At 65.4% G+C, this 17,536-nt stretch carries 10 protein-coding genes and 1 pseudogene; 7 read left to right on the top strand and 4 right to left on the bottom strand.

Features of this window, described 5'->3' with window-relative positions; translation table 11 throughout:
* Positions 1-135 precede the first annotated feature (135 nt).
* The gene (gene metR / locus K8374_RS04980) at positions 136-1,053 is read left to right on the top strand and encodes a transcriptional regulator MetR (protein WP_084855990.1); all 918 of its coding nucleotides are present in this window, start codon (positions 136-138) and stop codon (positions 1,051-1,053) included.
* On the opposite strand, the gene K8374_RS04975 is transcribed toward metR, so the two are convergent.
* The gene (locus K8374_RS04975) at positions 1,037-1,450 is read right to left on the bottom strand and encodes an NUDIX hydrolase (RefSeq protein ID WP_224458149.1); all 414 of its coding nucleotides are present in this window, start codon (positions 1,448-1,450) and stop codon (positions 1,037-1,039) included. The genes metR and K8374_RS04975 overlap by 17 nt on opposite strands.
* A gap of 152 nt (positions 1,451-1,602) precedes the next feature.
* Here K8374_RS04975 and K8374_RS04970 point away from each other — a divergent pair, with 152 nt between their 5' ends.
* Positions 1,603-5,889 carry a DNA glycosylase AlkZ-like family protein gene (locus tag K8374_RS04970; RefSeq protein WP_224458148.1) on the top strand — a complete coding sequence of 1,429 codons (4,287 nt, stop codon included), beginning with the start codon at positions 1,603-1,605 and terminating at the stop codon, positions 5,887-5,889.
* A 167-nt stretch (positions 5,890-6,056) separates the two neighbouring features.
* A pseudogene (locus tag K8374_RS04965) lies at positions 6,057-7,669 on the top strand (FMN-binding glutamate synthase family protein).
* Between the two features lie 102 nt (positions 7,670-7,771).
* Here the strand turns inward: K8374_RS04965 and K8374_RS04960 are convergent.
* On the bottom strand, positions 7,772-9,190 hold the full coding sequence (locus K8374_RS04960; RefSeq protein WP_224458147.1) for an amino acid permease: 1,419 nt from the start codon (positions 9,188-9,190) through the stop codon (positions 7,772-7,774).
* Positions 9,191-9,610: 420 nt separating this feature from the next.
* Here K8374_RS04960 and K8374_RS04955 point away from each other — a divergent pair, with 420 nt between their 5' ends.
* From K8374_RS04955 to K8374_RS04945, 3 genes are all read left to right on the top strand, one after another.
* The gene (locus K8374_RS04955) at positions 9,611-12,733 is read left to right on the top strand and encodes a transglycosylase domain-containing protein (RefSeq protein WP_224458146.1); all 3,123 of its coding nucleotides are present in this window, start codon (positions 9,611-9,613) and stop codon (positions 12,731-12,733) included.
* Between the two features lie 197 nt (positions 12,734-12,930).
* Positions 12,931-13,464 carry a PadR family transcriptional regulator gene (locus K8374_RS04950; protein ID WP_224458145.1) on the top strand — a complete coding sequence of 178 codons (534 nt, stop codon included), beginning with the start codon at positions 12,931-12,933 and terminating at the stop codon, positions 13,462-13,464.
* Positions 13,461-14,222 (top strand): siderophore-interacting protein, encoded by a 762-nt coding sequence (locus tag K8374_RS04945; RefSeq protein ID WP_224458144.1) that lies wholly within the window; start codon positions 13,461-13,463, stop codon positions 14,220-14,222. The genes K8374_RS04950 and K8374_RS04945 overlap by 4 nt, the downstream gene beginning before the upstream one ends.
* A 70-nt stretch (positions 14,223-14,292) precedes the next feature.
* Here K8374_RS04945 and K8374_RS04940 read toward each other — a convergent pair whose 3' ends face one another.
* Together K8374_RS04940 and K8374_RS04935 are read right to left on the bottom strand one after the other, a co-directional pair.
* On the bottom strand, positions 14,293-14,925 hold the full coding sequence (locus K8374_RS04940) for a Pr6Pr family membrane protein (RefSeq protein WP_224458143.1): 633 nt from the start codon (positions 14,923-14,925) through the stop codon (positions 14,293-14,295).
* Positions 14,926-15,147, bottom strand: coding sequence for a VF530 family DNA-binding protein (locus K8374_RS04935; protein ID WP_084855971.1), 222 nt, complete (start codon positions 15,145-15,147; stop codon positions 14,926-14,928). It lies immediately after the preceding gene.
* Between the two features lie 181 nt (positions 15,148-15,328).
* On the opposite strand from K8374_RS04935, the gene K8374_RS04930 reads away from it, so the two are divergent.
* Complete coding sequence (locus K8374_RS04930; RefSeq protein ID WP_224458142.1) at positions 15,329-17,368, top strand: TonB-dependent receptor; 2,040 nt, start codon at positions 15,329-15,331, stop codon at positions 17,366-17,368.
* Positions 17,369-17,536: the final 168 nt, after the last annotated feature.

Raw genomic sequence — 17,536 nt, 5'->3', positions numbered from 1 at the left:
CGCGCTGCCACAAAACCATGACAGTTTGATTAAGGCTGCCGAGCGGTCGTCTGCACCGTGCTCGACAGCAACGCACAACATGAGAGAAACTCAAGCATCTGCATCCATTACCCAGTGTTACCCCCGGAGTCGTCTGTGCTGGAAATCCGCCACCTGAAAACCCTTCATGCCTTGCGCGAGGCCGACAGCCTGGTGGAAGCCGCCGAACGCCTGCACCTGACCCAGTCGGCCCTGTCGCACCAGTTCAAGGAACTGGAAGAGCGCCTGGGCATGACCCTGTTCGTGCGCAAGTCCAAGCCGATCCGCTTCACCAGCGCCGGCCTGCGCCTGCTGCAACTGGCCGACGCCACCCTGCCCCTGCTGCGTGGTGCGGAACGCGACATCGCACGTCTGGCAGGCGGCACTGCAGGTCGTCTGCATATGGCCATCGAATGCCATAGTTGCTTCCAGTGGCTGATGCCTACCATCGACCAGTTCCGCGACGCCTGGCCGGAAGTGGAGCTGGACTTGGCCTCAGGCTTCGCCTTCGCCCCACTGCCGGCCCTGGCCCGCGGCGACCTGGACCTGGTGGTGACCTCCGACCCGGTGGACCTGCCCGGCATCACCTATGTGCCACTGTTCACCTACGAGGCGATGCTCGCCGTGGCCAACCAGCACCCATTGGCCGGCAAGCCCTATATCGTGCCCCAGGACCTGCTGGACCAGACCCTGATCACCTACCCGGTGGAGCGCGACCGCCTGGACATCTTCACCCGCTTCCTGGAACCGGCCGATATCGAGCCGGCTGCGGTGCGCACTTCGGAACTGACCGTGATGATGATGCAACTGGTGGCCAGCGGCCGTGGCGTATGCGGCATTCCTCATTGGGCGTTGCACGAGTACAGCTCGCGGGGTTACGTCAAGGGCAAGCGGCTGGGTGAAAAGGGCCTGTTCGCCACGCTCCACGCCGCGGTGCGCACCGATATGCTCGATGCGCCGTACATGCGCGACTTCCTGCTGACGGCCAAGGACACCTCGTTCTCGACCCTCGACGGCGTCAGCGCGGTGCGTTGAGCGCCTGGCGATAGAGCGGCAGGATCAGGTCGCGGGTCAGGGGCGCCAGCTCAAGGTCCGGGGCCTGATCAGCGGCCAGCCAGATCACTTCTTCGATCTCTGCTGCCGGGGCGACGTCCTCGGCGCTGTCGACCCGGAACAGCTCGGCCTGGACTTCAAAGCCTGGCTCATTGGCGGCCGGTGCGCTGAACTGACCAAGATAGACCGCTTGCGTGGGGTCCAGCCGCAGCCCCAGCTCCTCATGCAGCTCACGCACCAACGCCGCTTGGGGCGACTCACCAGCATCGATCTTGCCACCGGGCTGCATGAAGGCCTGGGTGCCGCGCTTGCGAACCAGCAGGGTACGGCCTTGCGGGTCGATCAGCAGGGCGGCGGCGATACGGATGGTCTTGGACATTGGCGGGCTCGCTGGACAACGGAAAACGGCGGGCAAGGATCCCATGCAGGTCGGGGGCTGACAAGCTGCCTGCTCCTACAGAAGGGCCGCGGCAGACGGCCCAGGACGAACGGCCCCTTGCCAACCCGACCTTCACCCGCCATAAACAACACATGAACCTCCCAGCCCAGCACCACCCTGTGCTCGACCTGTTCCACCCCGCCATCGGCGCCTGGTTCCGGCAGCACTTCGCCACGGTCACCGACGCCCAGGCCCGGGCCTGGCCGCTGATTCACGCCGGCCAGTCGATGCTGCTCGCCGCGCCGACGGGCTCAGGCAAGACCTTGAGCGCCTTCCTGGCCGTGCTCGACGAGCTGTTTCGCCAAGGTCTGGAGCATGGCGGCGAGCTGTCCCCGCACACCCAGGTGGTCTATGTCTCGCCCCTCAAGGCGCTGTCCAACGACATCCGCCTGAACCTCGACCTGCCGCTGGCCGGCATCAGCCAGGCCCTGCAAGAGCACGGGTTGAAGGCGCCGCACATCACCACTGCCGTGCGCACCGGTGATACACCGCAAAAAGAACGCGTGGCCATGCGCAAGCGGGCACCGCATATCTTGGTGACCACGCCCGAGTCGCTCTATGTGCTGCTCGGCTCGGCCTCCGGTCGCGAAGGCCTGGCCAATGTGCATACGGTGATCGTCGACGAGATCCACGCCCTGGCCGGCAACAAGCGAGGCTGTCACCTGGCCCTGACCCTGGAGCGCCTGCAGGCATTGTGCGGCCAGCCTCTACGGCGCATCGGCCTGTCCGCTACGCAGCGCCCCGTGGAGCGGGTGGCGCAGTTTCTGGTCGGTCACCAGCGTCCGTGCGCCATCGTCGATGTCGGCCATGCCCGCCGCCGCGACCTGGCCATCGAAGTTCCGCCGGTACCGCTGGGCGCGGTAATGGCCACCGATGTCTGGGGCCTGGTCTACGACCGTATCGCCGCGCTCGCCCGAGAGCATCGCACTACCTTGGTGTTCGTCAACACCCGGCGCCTGGCCGAACGTCTGACCCGGCACCTGAGCGAGCGCCTGGGCCAGGATGCCGTAGCGGCGCACCATGGCAGCCTGGCCAAGGAACACCGCCTGGCAGCCGAACAGCGTCTGAAGGCAGGCCAGCTGCAGGTGCTGGTGGCCACCGCCTCGCTGGAGCTGGGCATCGACATCGGCGAAGTCGAGCTGGTCTGCCAGATCGCCTCGCCCGGCTCGATCTCGGCGTTTCTGCAACGTGTCGGACGCTCCGGGCACCAGGTCGAAGGCACCCCCAAAGGGCGGCTGTTCCCGACCTCGCGGGACGACCTGATCGAATGCGTGGCCTTGCTCGAGGGTGTGCGCCTGGGCGAACTCGATCAACTGCAGATACCCCGCGCGCCGCTGGACGTACTGGCCCAGCAGATCGTCGCCGAAGTGAGCAACCAGCCCTGGCCGGAGCAAGCCCTGTACGACTGCCTGCGCCAGGCCATGCCCTATGCCGGGCTGGACCCAGCGCACTACCAGGCGCTGTTGCGCATGCTCGCCGAGGGCTACAACGGCCGCCAGGGCGTGCGCAGCGCCTACCTGCACCGCGATGCCGTCAGCGCCAGCCTGCGCGGGCGCCGTGGCAGCCAGCTGACGGCGTTGACCAGCGGCGGCACCATTCCCGAGACCGCCGACTATGCCGTGCTGCTCGAGCCCCAGTCGCTGAACATCGGCAGCGTCAACGAAGACTTCGCCGTGGAAAGCATTGCCGGCGATATCTTCCAACTGGGCAACGCGTCCTATCGCATTCTGCGGGTCGAGCCTGGCCGGGTACGGGTCGAGGATGCCCATGGCCTGCCGCCGACCATTCCGTTCTGGCTCGGCGAGGCTCCGGGGCGCAGCGATGAGTTGTCCGCCGCCGTCGCCCGCCTGCAGGCACAGGTCGATGAGCGCCTGCAGGCCAGCGGTGGAGATTTCGCCCCGGTGCTGGCCTGGCTGCAGCAGGCGTTCGGGCTGCAAGAAGGCGCCGCCAGTCAGGTGCTCGACTACCTCGGGCAGGCCTGGCAGGTGCTCGGCGCCCTGCCCTCCCAGGAAACGCTGGTGATGGAACGCTTCTTCGACGAAACCGGCGGCACCCAATTGATCATCCATTCGCCCTATGGCAGCCGGATCAACCGCGCCTGGGGCCTGGCGCTGCGCAAACGCTTCTGTCGTACCTTCAACTTCGAGCTGCAGGCCGCGGCCAGCGAAGATGCGATCGTGCTGTCGTTGTCCACCAGCCACAGCTTCGAGCTCGATGAAGTCTGGCGCTACCTGGCCAGCCGCAGCGCCGAGCCGATCCTGGTCCAGGCCCTGCTCGACGCCCCATTGTTCGGCGTGCGCTGGCGCTGGAACGCCGCCGTGGCCCTGGCCTTGCCGCGTTATGTCGGCGGGCGCAAGGTGGCGCCACAGATCCAGCGGATGAAAAGCGAAGACCTGATCGCGGCAGTGTTCCCCGACCAGATCGCCTGTCTGGAGAACATCGCCGGTGAACGGCAGATCCCGGACCATCCGCTGGTGGAACAGACCCTGGACGATTGCTTGCACGAAGCCATGGACAGCGAAGGCTGGCTGGCCCTGCTACGGCGCATGGAAAACGGCGAGATACGCCTGCTCGCCCGCGACCTGCCCGCACCCTCCCCCTTGGCCGCGGCCATTCTCAATGCCCGGCCCTACACCTTCCTGGACGATGCCCCGCTGGAGGAGCGACGGACCCAGGCGGTACTCAACCGGCGCTGGAACGACGTGCACAGTGGCGATGACCTGGGGGCATTGGATGTCGAGGCCATCGCCGCCGTGCAGGCCGAGGCCTGGCCACAACCGGGCAATGCCGACGAGATGCACGAAGCCTTGATGAGCCTGGGCGCCATCAGTGCTGGGGAAACCCACCTGGGCCACGACTGGCCAGGCCTGCTGGCCCGGTTGGCCCAGGCAGGCCGTGCGTGCCTGCTGCGCAGCGGCGAAACGGCCCTGTGGCTGGCGCGCGAACGCCTGAGCCTGCTGCTGGCGTGCTACCCAGATGCCAGCCTGGAACCTTCGCTGGGCCTGCTGCCGGGGTTCGACCAGCCTTTGGAAAGAGAGGCCGCGCTGGTCGAGCTGTTGCGCGCGCGACTCAGCGGTTTCGGCCCGCTGACAGTGGCCCAGATCGCGGCACCGCTGGGCTTACCCGGTAAGGATATCGAACAGGCCCTGGCCCGCCTGGAAGTGGAAGGCTATGTGCTGCGCGGCCACTTCAGCCCAGGTCAGCAGACCCTGCAGTGGTGCGAGCGGCATCTGTTGGCGCGCATCCATCGCTACACGGTCAAGCGCCTGCGCCGGGAAATCGAGCCAGTGACCCTGCAGGACTACATGCGCTTCCTGTTCGACTGGCAGCACCTGGCGGCCGACGAACGCCTGAGAGGGCCGCAGGCAGTGGCCGAGGTGCTCGGCCAGTTGCAAGGCTTTCCCAGCGCGGCCGGGGCCTGGGAGGCCGAACTGCTGCCCGCCCGGATCAAGGACTACAGCCCGCACTGGCTCGACGATGCCTGTCGCAGCGGCCAATGGGCCTGGAGCCGCCTGGCGACGACGCTGTCCACCAGCACCCTGTCCAGCACACCGCTGGTACTGTTGCCGCGCGAGTACCTGGGCCTCTGGCGCAGCCTGGCACCGATGCCCGCGCTCGATGACCTGGCGCCACGGGCGCAACGGGTGTACGAGACCCTGCAGGCCCAGGGCGCCCTGTTCTTCGACGAGCTCACCCAGGAAGCCCACCTGCTGCCCAGCGAACTGGAAACCGCATTGCAGCAATTGGTGGGCGCCGGGCTGGTCGGTGCCGACAGCTTCACGGGCCTGCGCAGCCTGATCACACCCGCCGCCAAGCGCGCCTCACGCAACAGCCGTCGCGGGCGCCCGCCGATGGCCAGCGACATGGCCCAGGCTGGGCGCTGGGCGTTGCTGCGTCGGGGCAATACCATGCCGGACGCCGACCAACGCCTGGAACACGTCGCCCGGACCTTGCTACGCCGCTACGGCGTGATCTGCTGGCGCCTGTTGGAGCGCGAGAGCGACGTGCTGCTGCCCTGGCGCGACCTGCTGCGTTGCTACCACCGGTTGGAGGCCCGGGGCGAAATCCGCGGCGGGCGATTCATTGCCGGGCTGGCCGGGGAGCAGTTCGCCTTGCCGGAGGCGGTCGCGCTGCTGCGCCAAGTACGACGCCGGGCAGCGGAAGGCGGGCTGGTGATGATCAGCGCCTGTGATCCGTTGAATCTGCTGGGGACGCTGTTGCCAGGCAGTAAGGTGCCTGCAGTGGTCGGCAACCGGCTGCTGTACCGCGACGGCGTGCCGGTGGCCACACGGGTGGCGGGGCGCTACGAGTATCTGCTGGAGGCCTCGCCCGCAGAGCAGGAGGCCTGGCGGCAGCGCCTGTTGCGCGATATCGCCTGATGCCATACGACCGCATCGCGGGACAAGCCCGCTCCCAAAGGCCAGCGCCGATGACCGATCTTTCATCTTCCCGGCCTGCGATCGGCTGGCAATGCGCTATCCAATGGAGCTATGGTCGGAACCTGCCCAGGCCCTGAGCCTGACCGAGCCATCCGCAAGGACCCCGTATGAGCCTGTCACTTCTCAGTCGCTATGCCTTTTTCGCCGCCTGTGTCCTGTTCACCCTGGCGAGTCTGCCCTTCCTGCACCACGAATGGCTGTGGCCGTTCACCCTCGCCACCGCCGTGCTCAGCCTGATCGGCCTGTTCGACCTGCTGCAGCAACGCCACGCGGTGCGGCGCAACTATCCGATTCTCGGCAATATCCGCTACCTGGTCGAAGCGATTCGCCCGGAAATTCGCCAGTACCTGCTCGAAGCCGACAGCGATGCCCTGCCCTTCTCCCGCGCCCAGCGTTCGCTGGTGTATGCCCGGGCCAAGAACGAAGCGTCGGACAAACCCTTCGGTACCTTGATCGACGTATACGAATCAGGCTTCGAGTTCATCGGCCACTCCATGCGCCCGGCGCCCCTGGCTGATCCGGCAAGCTTTCGGGTGACCGTCGGCGGCCCGCAGTGCAGCCAGCCGTACTCGGCCTCGATCTTCAACATTTCGGCCATGAGCTTCGGTTCGCTGAGCGCCAACGCCATCCGGGCACTCAACCAAGGGGCCAAGCTCGGCAATTTCGCCCATGACACCGGCGAAGGCAGCATCAGCCCGTATCACCGTGAGAACGGCGGCGATCTGGTCTGGGAACTGGGTTCAGGCTACTTCGGCTGCCGCACCCCGGACGGGCGCTTCGACCCCGAGCGTTTCGCCGAACAGGCGCGCGACCCGCAGGTGCGCATGATCGAGATCAAGATGAGCCCAAGCCCGGCCACGGCGGCATCCTGCCCAAGCACAAGGTGACCGAGGAAATCGCCGCCACCCGCGGCGTGCTGATGGGCGAGGACTGCATCTCGCCATCGCGCCACAGCGCCTTCTCCACGCCCATCGAGATGATGCAATTCATCGCCCGCCTGCGTGAGCTGTCCGGCGGCAAGCCGGTGGGCTTCAAGTTCTGCCTGGGCCACCCCTGGGAGTTCATGGGCATCGCCAAGGCCATGCTGGAAACCGGCATCCTGCCGGACTTCATCGTGGTGGACGGCAAGGAGGGCGGCACAGGCGCCGCGCCGGTGGAGTTCACCGACCATATCGGTGTGCCACTGCGCGAAGGCCTGTTGTTCGTGCACAACACCCTGGTGGGCCTGAACCTGCGCGACAAGATCAAGCTCGGCGCCAGCGGCAAGATCGTCAGCGCCTTCGACATCGCCAGCGTACTGGCCATCGGCGCCGACTGGGCCAACGCGGCCCGCGGCTTCATGTTCGCCATCGGCTGCATCCAGTCGCAGAGCTGCCATACCAACAAGTGCCCCACCGGGGTGGCGACCCAGGACGCCCTGCGCCAGCGTGCCCTGGTGGTGCCGGACAAAGCCCAGCGGGTGCTCAACTTCCACCACAACACCTTGCGCGCGCTGGCCGAGATGCTCGCCGCGGCAGGCCTGGAACACCCTGCACAGTTGGAGGCCAAGCACCTGGTGCGGCGTATCTCCGCCACCGAGATCAAGCTGTTCTCGCAGATGCACGTGTTCCTCAAACCAGGCGAGCTGCTCACAGGCGAGGTCAACGGGCAGTTCTATTCGAGAATGTGGCAGATGGCCCGGGCCGACAGTTTCGAGCCGCATACGGAAGTGGCTGCCTGACGGTATTCGCGGCACAAGGCCACGCCTACAGGATGACGCAATCGCCTGTAGGCGCGGCCTTGTGCCGCGAATGGGCCGCAAAGCGGCCCCAAGGGCGTGGGATCAGGAAGCCGTGCTCGCCGCACCTTGCGCGTCTTTCGGCGCCAGGCGGAACGCGTAATACAGCACCGTCAGCAGGACCAGGAACGCCGGGCCGATGTACAGGGCCACACGGGTGTCCTCGAAGTACGCCATCAGGCCCACCACCAGCACCAGGAAGGCCAGGGCCAGGTAGGAGCTCAGCGGCCACAGCCACATGCGGTACTTCAGCGCCTGACGCTCGGCGGTGGACAGCCCGGCACGGAACTTGAGCTGAGCCAGCAGGATCATCACCCACGTCCAGATCGCACCGAAGGTGGCGATCGAGGTCACCCAGACGAACACTTTCTCCGGCACCAAGTAGTTCGCCAGCACGCCCAGCAGCAAGGCACCGATCGACAGCAGCAGGGCATTGCGCGGCACGCCACTTTTCGAGGTGCGGGCGAAAGCCGCCGGGGCCTGGCCGTTCTGCGCCAGGCTGTAAAGCATGCGCCCGGTGCTGAAAATGCCACCGTTGCACGACGACAGTGCAGCGGTGATCACCACGAAGTTGATGATGCCGGCGGCGGTCTTGATACCTAGGCGCTCGAAGGTCATCACGAACGGGCTGCCCTGGCTGCCGATCTCGTTCCAGGGGTAGATCGACAGGATCACGAACAGCGCACCGACATAGAACAGCAGGATGCGCCAGAACACCGAGCCGATGGCCTGGGGAATGGTCTTTTGCGGGTTGCGCGCTTCACCGGCGGTCAGGCCGATCATCTCCACGCCCAGGTAGGCGAACATGACCATCTGCAGCGACATCAGCACGCCGGTCACGCCGTTGGGCATGAAGCCACCGTTGCTCCACAGGTTGGAGATGCCCACGGCCACGCCATCGTTACCGAAGCCGAAGGCGATGATACCGATGCCGCCCAGGACCATGGCGATGATGGTGACGATCTTGATCAGGGCGAACCAGAACTCGAACTCGCCGAACGCCTTGACCGCGATCAGGTTGATCGCCCCCATGCTGCCCAGGGCCGCCAGGGCCCAGATCCAGCGCGGCACGTCAGGGAACCAGATACCCATGTAGATAGCCACGGCGGTGATTTCCGCGACACAGGTCACCAGCCACAGGAACCAGTAGTTCCAGCCGGTGAGGAAGCCCGCCAGCGGGCCGAGGTAGTCCTGGGCATAGCGGCTGAAGGAGCCGGCTACCGGGTTGTGCACGGCCATTTCGCCGAGCGCACGCATGATCACCAGGATGGCCAGGCCACCGATGATGTAGGAAAGCATGATCGCAGGACCGGCCATTTCGATGGCCTTGGCTGAACCGAGGAACAGGCCCACACCGATACAGGCGCCCAGCGCCATCAGACGGATGTGCCGTTCGCCCAGCTCGCGCTTGAGTGGGCCGCCCTGGGCGGTCTCACCATGGGCAGGGTGGTTGCCGACTGGCATAGCAATACAACCTCATTTTGTTATTGGATTGACCTTCGCGCAGAACCGGCCAGGCCGATGGGCGTGGCGTCGTCTTGCCGGGCGGGCCTCGTGGGCCGGCCTGTCCGCCGGTGAACGGCAGGACGAAGGGGTCGAGCAGTATAGGAATCCGCCTGTAGGGCTTTTCACTATATAAATAGGGAAATTTGGAGAGAGTTCTCGGCCAAAAACCCTTTCACCGAAGGCATAAATTCCTTCCACCCCACCCTTGCGAAGAATGGGGGCGGCTACCATAGCAACATTGCCCAAGAATGGAAGCCGCACCAAAGCCGTATATTCCTATCTAGGATTTCACTGCTTCTTACAAATTTTTCACCAAACCCTGCCAACGTCTAAGCTTCAGACAAAGCAAGACGAAAAAACTGGCCGGATTTGAAGACTATGGGCGCACTGTGGCAATCGGAACCAACCAGAACGGAAGCACCCGAGACACATCTGGCTGAGGCTCCATTGCCCAAGACTCCACGCCAGCGTCGGCTGTGGTGGCGGCTGATCGTGCTCATCGTGCTACTGGCGATCATCGCCATAGGCTTCGCCGCCTATGACGAAATGCGCACCTCGAAACTGCAGGCGCGCGAATTCAGCCGGCTGGCCAGCACCCTTACCTACTCGCTCGAACCCGGCCCGAGCGACGCCATCGTGTACCCAGGTGACGGGCCCTTCGACAAACGCCTGGGCTACAGCGCACTGGGCGAATTCCTGCCGCGCCTGCTCAAGCGTGACTACCTGATCAGCGAACAGGTGCGCTTCTCGCCGGCCTTGATGAACTATGTCGAGCACGGCCTGTTCGTGCCCTACGTGGAAAAGATCCAGACCGGCCTGTCGATCACCGACTGCCGGGGCGAGGACCTGTACCACTACAACTACCCCCAGCACCTGTACCCGGACTTCGCCTCGATCCCTCCGGTGGTGGTCAACAGCCTGCTGTTCATCGAGAACCGCGACCTGCTCAAGCCCGACGACCCGCACAACAACCCGGCGGTGGACTGGCCGCGCTTCGCCAAGGCCGCCTACAGCCAGGTCGCCAAGTACCTGGCCCTGCCCGGTCAGTCGGCCGGTGGCAGTACCCTGGCGACCCAACTGGAGAAATACCGCCATTCGCCGGACGGCCTGACCGTCTCCGGCGCCGAGAAGATCCGCCAGATGATTTCCGCCAGCGTGCGCGCCTATCTGGGCGGGCCGGACACCACCGAGGCGCGAGAGCGCATCGCCCGCGACTACCTCAACAGCGTGCCGCTCTCGGCGGTGCCGGGCCATGGCGAAGTACATGGTATGGCCGAAGGCCTGCGGGTCTGGTACGGCGCCGACTTCGACCAGGTCAACCAGGTGCTCTCCTCCACCGCCACCGACCCTGAGAGCATGGCTGCCCGGGGTTTGGCGCTGCGCCAGGTTCTGTCGCTGATGATCGCCCAGCGCAGGCCCTCCCATTACCTGTCCAAGGGCCGGGTTGAGCTGGCCGAGCTCACCAATGCGCATATCCGCGTGCTGGCCGCCAACGGCGTGATCGACCGGCCCCTGGCCGATGCCGCGCTGGCCAGCAAGGCGGTGTATCGCGACTGGGTGGCCCAGCCGACCATCGTGCCGATCGTCACCAACAAGGGCATCAGCCTGGCTCGCAACCGCCTGGCGGCCATGCTCAACCGCCCCCTGTACGACTTGGACCGCCTCGACGTGTCCGCCACCAGCACCCTGCAGGCCGACCTACAAATGCAGGTCAGCCAATACCTGAAGAACCTCTCCGACCCCGAGTTCGCCGCGCAGATGGGGCTGATCGGCGAACGCTTGCTGACCACCAAGACCACCGACCAGGTGCGCTACAGCTTCACCCTGTTCGAGCGCACCGCCGACGGCTCGCGGGTACGGGTACAGACCGACAGCACCGATCAGCCCTTCGACATCAACGAAGGCAGTAAGCTGGAGCTGGGCTCCACCGCCAAGCTGCGAGTGCTGACTACCTACCTGGAGATCATCGCCGAGCTGCACGACAAGTACGCCGGCAAGCCCGTGGCCGAGCTGAAGAAAGTGCCGGTGGCCGAACTCGACCGTATCACTCAATGGTCGCTGGAATGGCTGATGCAGAACAGCAAGGACCAGAACCTCGACGCGATGCTCGATGCGGCCCTCGAGCGCAAGTACTCGGCCAACACCGGCGAGGCCTTCTTCACCGGCGGTGGCATGCACGTGTTCAACAACTTTCGCAAGGAAGACAACAGCCGCAACCCGACCCTCAAGGATGCCCTGCGCGAATCGATCAACCTGCCGTTCATCCGCCTGATGCGCGACCTGGTGCGCTACGTCACCTACCAGCAGCCCTACAACCGCGAGCCACTGCTCAAGGACGACTCCGACCCACGCCGTCAGGAATACCTGGCGCGCTTCGCCGACAAGGAAGGCACCAACTACCTGATGCGCTTCTGGCGTAAATACCAGCGCAAGACCTCCCAGCAGCGCCTGGACACCTTCCTCGACAGCATGCGCGTGACGCCGCAGCGCCTGGCCGCCGTGCACCGTTACCTGTTCCCCGAAGCGGGCCAGGAGACCTTCAACGCCTTCGTCCGCGCCCACAGCGCCAATGACAAGAAGGCCCTGGCCAAGCTCACCGATGGGCGCCTGTCGGAAATGTACGACGCCTACGGCCCGGGCAAGTACGACCTGCCGGACCAAGGCTACATCGCCAAGGTGCACCCGCTGGACCTGTGGCTGCTGGGCTACCTGTTGAAGAACCCTGGCGCCTCGCTCACCGAGATGGTCAACGCCAGCCGTTTCGAGCGCCAGGAGGTCTACAGCTGGCTGTTCAAGAGCCGCCACAAGGGCGCCCGCGACAGCCGTATCCGTACCATGGTCGAGATCGAAGCCTTCCTGGACATCCACCAGCGTTGGAAACGCGTGGGCTACCCGTTCGACCATCTGGTGCCGTCGCTGGCCACCGCCATCGGCAGCTCCGGCGACCGTCCGGCGGCCCTGGCCGAACTGGTGGGCATCATCCAGAACGATGGCGTGCGCCTGCCCACCTTGCGCATCGATACCCTGCATTTCGCGGCCAACACGCCCTACGAGACCAAGCTGATCAGCGACCCGGACCGTGGCCAGCGGATCCTCCCGGTGGCGGTGGCCCGGGCCCTCAAGGGGGCGATGTCCCAAGTGGTGGACGCCGGTACCGCACGGCGCATTTCCGGCAGCTTCAAGCTGCAAGACGGCACATCGCTGGTCATGGGCGGCAAGACCGGCACCGGTGACAACCGCATCGAAAGCTTCGGTGCAGGCGGTCGGCTGATCGGCTCGCGCTCGCTGAACCGCACCGCCACCTTCGTGTTCTTCCTGGGCGAGAACCACTTCGGCACCCTTACCGCCTTCGTCCCGGGCCGCACGGCAGAAGCCTTCACCTTCACCTCGGCGCTGCCGGTGCAGGTGCTCAAAGGCATGGCGCCGATCCTCATGCCGTACCTGGAGCCGGGCAGCGCCACCGAGTGCAAGGCACCGCAGCTGGCAGCCCGTGTGCAATGAACAGGGGCTGCTTCGCGCCCCATCGCCGGCAAGCCGGCGCCTACCAGTCCTGCGCTGCTGGTGTAGACACCGCTGAGCTGGCGATGGGGCCGGATCTATCAAAAATACCGATGAGAATTATCCGCATTTAGTGCCTTGTACTGAGATATATCTTGAGTAATATCTTGCGATATATCTAAACCCAAAGGCACCCGCCAATGCGTGACCACGACCCCTTCGAGCGCCGCCCCACCCGCGGCGAACGCGGCCCCCGGGTATTCGCCCCCGGCGATCTCAGGCTGCTCATGCTGTCGATGCTGGCCGAGCAACCAGGCCATGGCTATGACCTCATCCGCCAGATCGAAAGCCTCTTCGACGGCAGCTACACCCCCAGCCCCGGCGTCATCTACCCCACCCTGAACTACCTGGAAGAGGCCGAATTGATCACAGGCCACGTGCAGGGCAGCAAGCGCCTCTATGCCATCACCGAGGCTGGCCGACGGGCCTTGGCCGACCAGGCCGTGGCACTCGATGGCGTGCGCATGCGCATCGAGGTGAGCAAGCGCGCCCTGCGCGGCCACGACCGCCCGCCTGAAATCCACGAGGCGGTCGGTAATCTGCGCCATGCCCTGCACATGCACAGCGGGCACTGGAGCAACGAAGAAATCGAGCGCGTGCGCAAACTGCTCAACGATACGGCCAAGGCCATCGCCTCCGGCCCGAATGAACCTGTCATGGAGAGCACCCCATGAGCGACACCATTGTTCGCGTCAACCACGAAATCCGCCAACGCCGCCTCCAGGTCCTGCGGGCCATCGACCTGACGCCGCGCATGCGCCGTATCACCCTCACAGGCCCGGAGCTACAAGGTTTCACCAGCCTCGGCAGCGACGATCACATCAAGCTGCTGTTCGCCCGGAACCCGGACGAACAACGGGCCATCGACGCCCGGACCCTCGGCCGTGACGGCGGTGCCCGCCCGACCATGCGCGAATACACGCCACGGCGCATCGACCTGGCGGCCAACGAACTGGACATCGACTTCGTGCTGCACGGCGACGGCCCCGCCTCGACCTGGGCCGCCCAGGCCACCCCCGGCCAGACCCTGGATATAGCAGGCCCACGCGCCTCGATGGTGGTGCCGGACATCTTCGACAGCTACCTGCTGATCGGCGACGAAACCGCCCTGCCCGCTATCGGCCGGCGCCTGGAGGAATTGCCTGCCGGTCGCCAGGCACTGGTGCTGGTCCAGGTCGAGAACGAGCAGGAGCGCCAGCCGTTGCCGAGCAAGGCACAGGTCGAGGTGATCTGGGTCCATCGGCATGAGCAAGACCTCCTGGCCCTGGTGAAAGGCCTGGCACTACCGCAAGGTGCGCTGTACACCTGGGTCGCGCTGGAGAAGACCCTCACCCGCCAGGCCAAGGCGCTGTTGCTGGAGAAGGGCGTGCGTGAAGATGCGCTGAAAGCGGCAGCCTACTGGCGCCTGGACGGCAGCGCCGACGACCAATGAAGAATGCCGTCGGTCCGTACCTGTAGGAGCGGGCTTGCCCCGCGATAGAGCCAGCACCGCTTCAACAGGCTCACGCCAAGCGCCGCCCCTGCCACCGATCCAGCCCGATCAACACCAACCCGATCCCCCAGAAGCCGACCAGCACCCCAAGGGCATTGAGCATCACCCGCCCATAGCCAAGGCTGGTCACATCGATGAACGGGTAGGCGTACACGCCGATTTCACTTCCTCGCCACAAGGCATAGGCAAAATACAGCGCCGGGTACAGGCTCCACGCCGCCAGATGCCACAACCGCAGGCTGCCCTTGGGCACCCTGCACCACCAGTACAGCACGCACAGCAGCGGCATCACATCGTGCAGCAGCTCATCGGCCAGCCATTGCCAGCCCTGGGGCTGCCACAGGTGGCGCAGCAATACGCTGTAGGCCAGCGCCACCAGCACGATGCTCGCCGTGATACCCGAGCCCACCATGGGCGACAGGAAGAACCGTCGCGCGCCTGATACCCGGCCGAATGCCGCGTAGCTGAGCAGCGTAGCCACCAAGGTATTGGTCAGTACGGTGAAATAACCAAAGACATTGATCAGCCCGCCGACCAGGCTGGCCTGCTCCTGCCAGCGCGCCCAGAGCACCAGGTAGACCTGTATGGCAAGGCCGCTCCAGCCCAGCAATGCGCTCAAGCTCAGCCAGGGATGTCGCCGCATTCAGCTCGCCCGCTGCAACTTCACGTAGAGCTGCTCGACCTTCTCCCGGGCCCATGGCGTCTTGCGCAGGAAAGTCAGGCTCGACTTGATGCTCGGGTCGCTCTTGAAGCAACGGATATCGATGCGTGCGGCCAGGCCCTGCCATTGGTAGTGGGCGACCAGCTCGGTAAGGATCTGCTCCAGGGTCTTGCCATGCAGCGCGTTGTGTTGGGCCGTGCCCATGGTTGTGCTCCAGCGGGTAAAGATGCGCACCTTACACGAGTGTAGTGGGCCGGTGGGCCGCCGGGCGCTGCTGCGTTGCGTGGCGAGCCGAAAACCGCTGGCCAGAGGGAAACGGTTTGTGCTGGAATAGCGATGTTATATTGTAACAACAACCATTTCTGCCAAGGAACGCCACAGTCCCATGCTGCACATCCCGCTGCGCCTCTCTCCCCTCGCCGTTGCCCTCTGGCTCGCCTCCACGCCCGGCCAGGCGGTGGAGCTCGAACCCCAGGTCATCACCGCGAACCCGCTGGGCAATCGTCAACTCGCCACGCCCACTACCGTCCTCGAAGGCGACGCCTTGCTTCAACAGCAACAAGGCAGCCTCGGCGAAACCCTCAACAAGCAGCCCGGCGTCGCCTCCACCTGGTTCGGCCCTGGCGCCAGCCGTCCGGTGATCCGCGGCCTGGATGGCGACCGCATCCGCATCCTGCGCAACGGCGTCGGCGCCCTGGATGCCTCGTCCCTCTCCTACGACCATGCCGTGCCGCTGGACCCTGTGAACGTGGAGCGCATCGAGATCATCCGTGGCCCGGCCGCCCTGCTGTACGGCGGCAATGCCATCGGTGGGGTGGTCAATACCTTCGACAACCGCATCCCCGATGCCCCCATCGAGGGCCTGCACGGGGCTGGCGAGCTACGCTACGGCGGCGCCGACACCACCCGCAGCAGTGCCGGCAAGCTCGAAGCGGGCAATGGCGCCTTCGCCCTGCACCTGGACGCCAACAGCCGCCAGTTCAACGATCTGCGCATCCCCGGGTACGCCCGCAGTTCCAAGGTGCGCGATGTCGACGAGCCCGGCAGCCGGCACCGCCTGGAAAACAGCGATGGGCGCCAGGATGGTGGCGCGATCGGCGGCGCCTACCACTGGGACCACGGCTATACCGGCCTGTCCTATAGCCGCTATGACAGTAATTACGGCTCGGTTGCCGAACCGGGCGTACGCCTGGACATGCAGCAGGACCACTACGGTTTCGCCTCCGAGCTGCGCGACCTGGACGGCCCGTTCAGCTCGGTCAAGTTCGATGCCGGCTACACCGACTACCAGCACCGCGAGATCGAAAGCGGCGAAGTCCACACCACCTTCAAGAACAAAGGCTACGAAGCCCGCCTCGAAGCCCGTCACCAGCCGCTCGGGCCATTCGAGGGGGTGATTGGCGCCCAGGTCAGCCGCAACGAATTCTCCGCCTTGGGCGAGGAAGCGTTCGTGCCGCACACCGATACCGACAGCCTGGCGCTGTTCCTGCTGGAGCAGTGGCAAGCCAGCGAACGCCTGGCCCTGAGCCTCGGCGCACGCTTGGAACACACCCGGGTCGACCCCGATGCCAAGGGCAACGAAACGTTCATCGGCGCCGACAGCACCGCCAGCTTCAATGCCGCCAGCCTGTCCTCGGGCGCGGTGTACCAGCTCGACCCGGTCTGGTCGCTGGCCGCAAGCCTCGGCTACACCGAACGTGCGCCGACCTTCTACGAGCTGTACGCCAACGGCGCCCATGTCGCCACGGGCGCCTATGAAGTAGGCGACCCGAACCTGGACAAGGAAAAGGCCCTTTCCGCTGATCTGGCGCTGCGTTTCGACAACGGCACGCACAAAGGCAGCGTCGGCGTGTTCTACAGCCATTTTCGCAACTACATCGGCCTGATCGGCACGGGCAACTTGCGCGAAGGTCATGACCATGATCACGAGGAGCACGACCATGAACATGACCATGGCGAGCTGCCCGAGTACCTGTACCAAGGCGTACGGGCCCGCTTCTATGGCGTCGAGGCCCAGGACCGCTGGCAATTGCTCGAGAACCGCTACGGCAGCTTCGCCCTGGAACTGTCCGGCGACTACACCCGCGCCAAGAACCTCGACAGCGGCGAGGCATTGCCACGCATCGCACCGCTACGCCTGAACAGCGGGTTGGTCTGGGAACGGGACCGCTGGCAAGCACGGGTGGACGTGCAACATGCCGCCTCGCAGCATCGCAAGCCCGCCAACGAGACCAGCACCGATGGCTACACCACCCTGGGCGCCAGCCTGGGTTACCGCTTCGACCTCGGCCAGAGCCAATGGCTGGCCTTCGTACGCGGCGAGAACCTGACCGACCAGACAGTACGCTATGCCAGTTCGATCCTGCGGGATGTGGCGCCGGCGGCCGGGCGCAGTGTGCAGGTCGGGTTGCGCACCTCGTTCTGACGTTGTGCTGCCCCTGTAGGAGCGGCCTTGTGCCGCGATCAAGGGCGAAGCCCTTGCCAGGCGACGGCGGTATCAGGTCGGGCCTGATCGCGGGACAAGCCCGCTCCTACTGGGGCTACCTGCACGCTGCGCGAAAGCGCAGCTCAGTGCCGTACTGTTACTCCCCAA

It is taken from the genome of Pseudomonas sp. p1(2021b), from assembly GCF_020151015.1.
GTDB classification, from domain to species: domain Bacteria; phylum Pseudomonadota; class Gammaproteobacteria; order Pseudomonadales; family Pseudomonadaceae; genus Aquipseudomonas; species Aquipseudomonas putida_K.
Note: the sequence above shows the minus strand (reverse complement) of the source record. Positions and strands in the feature narration are given on the sequence as shown.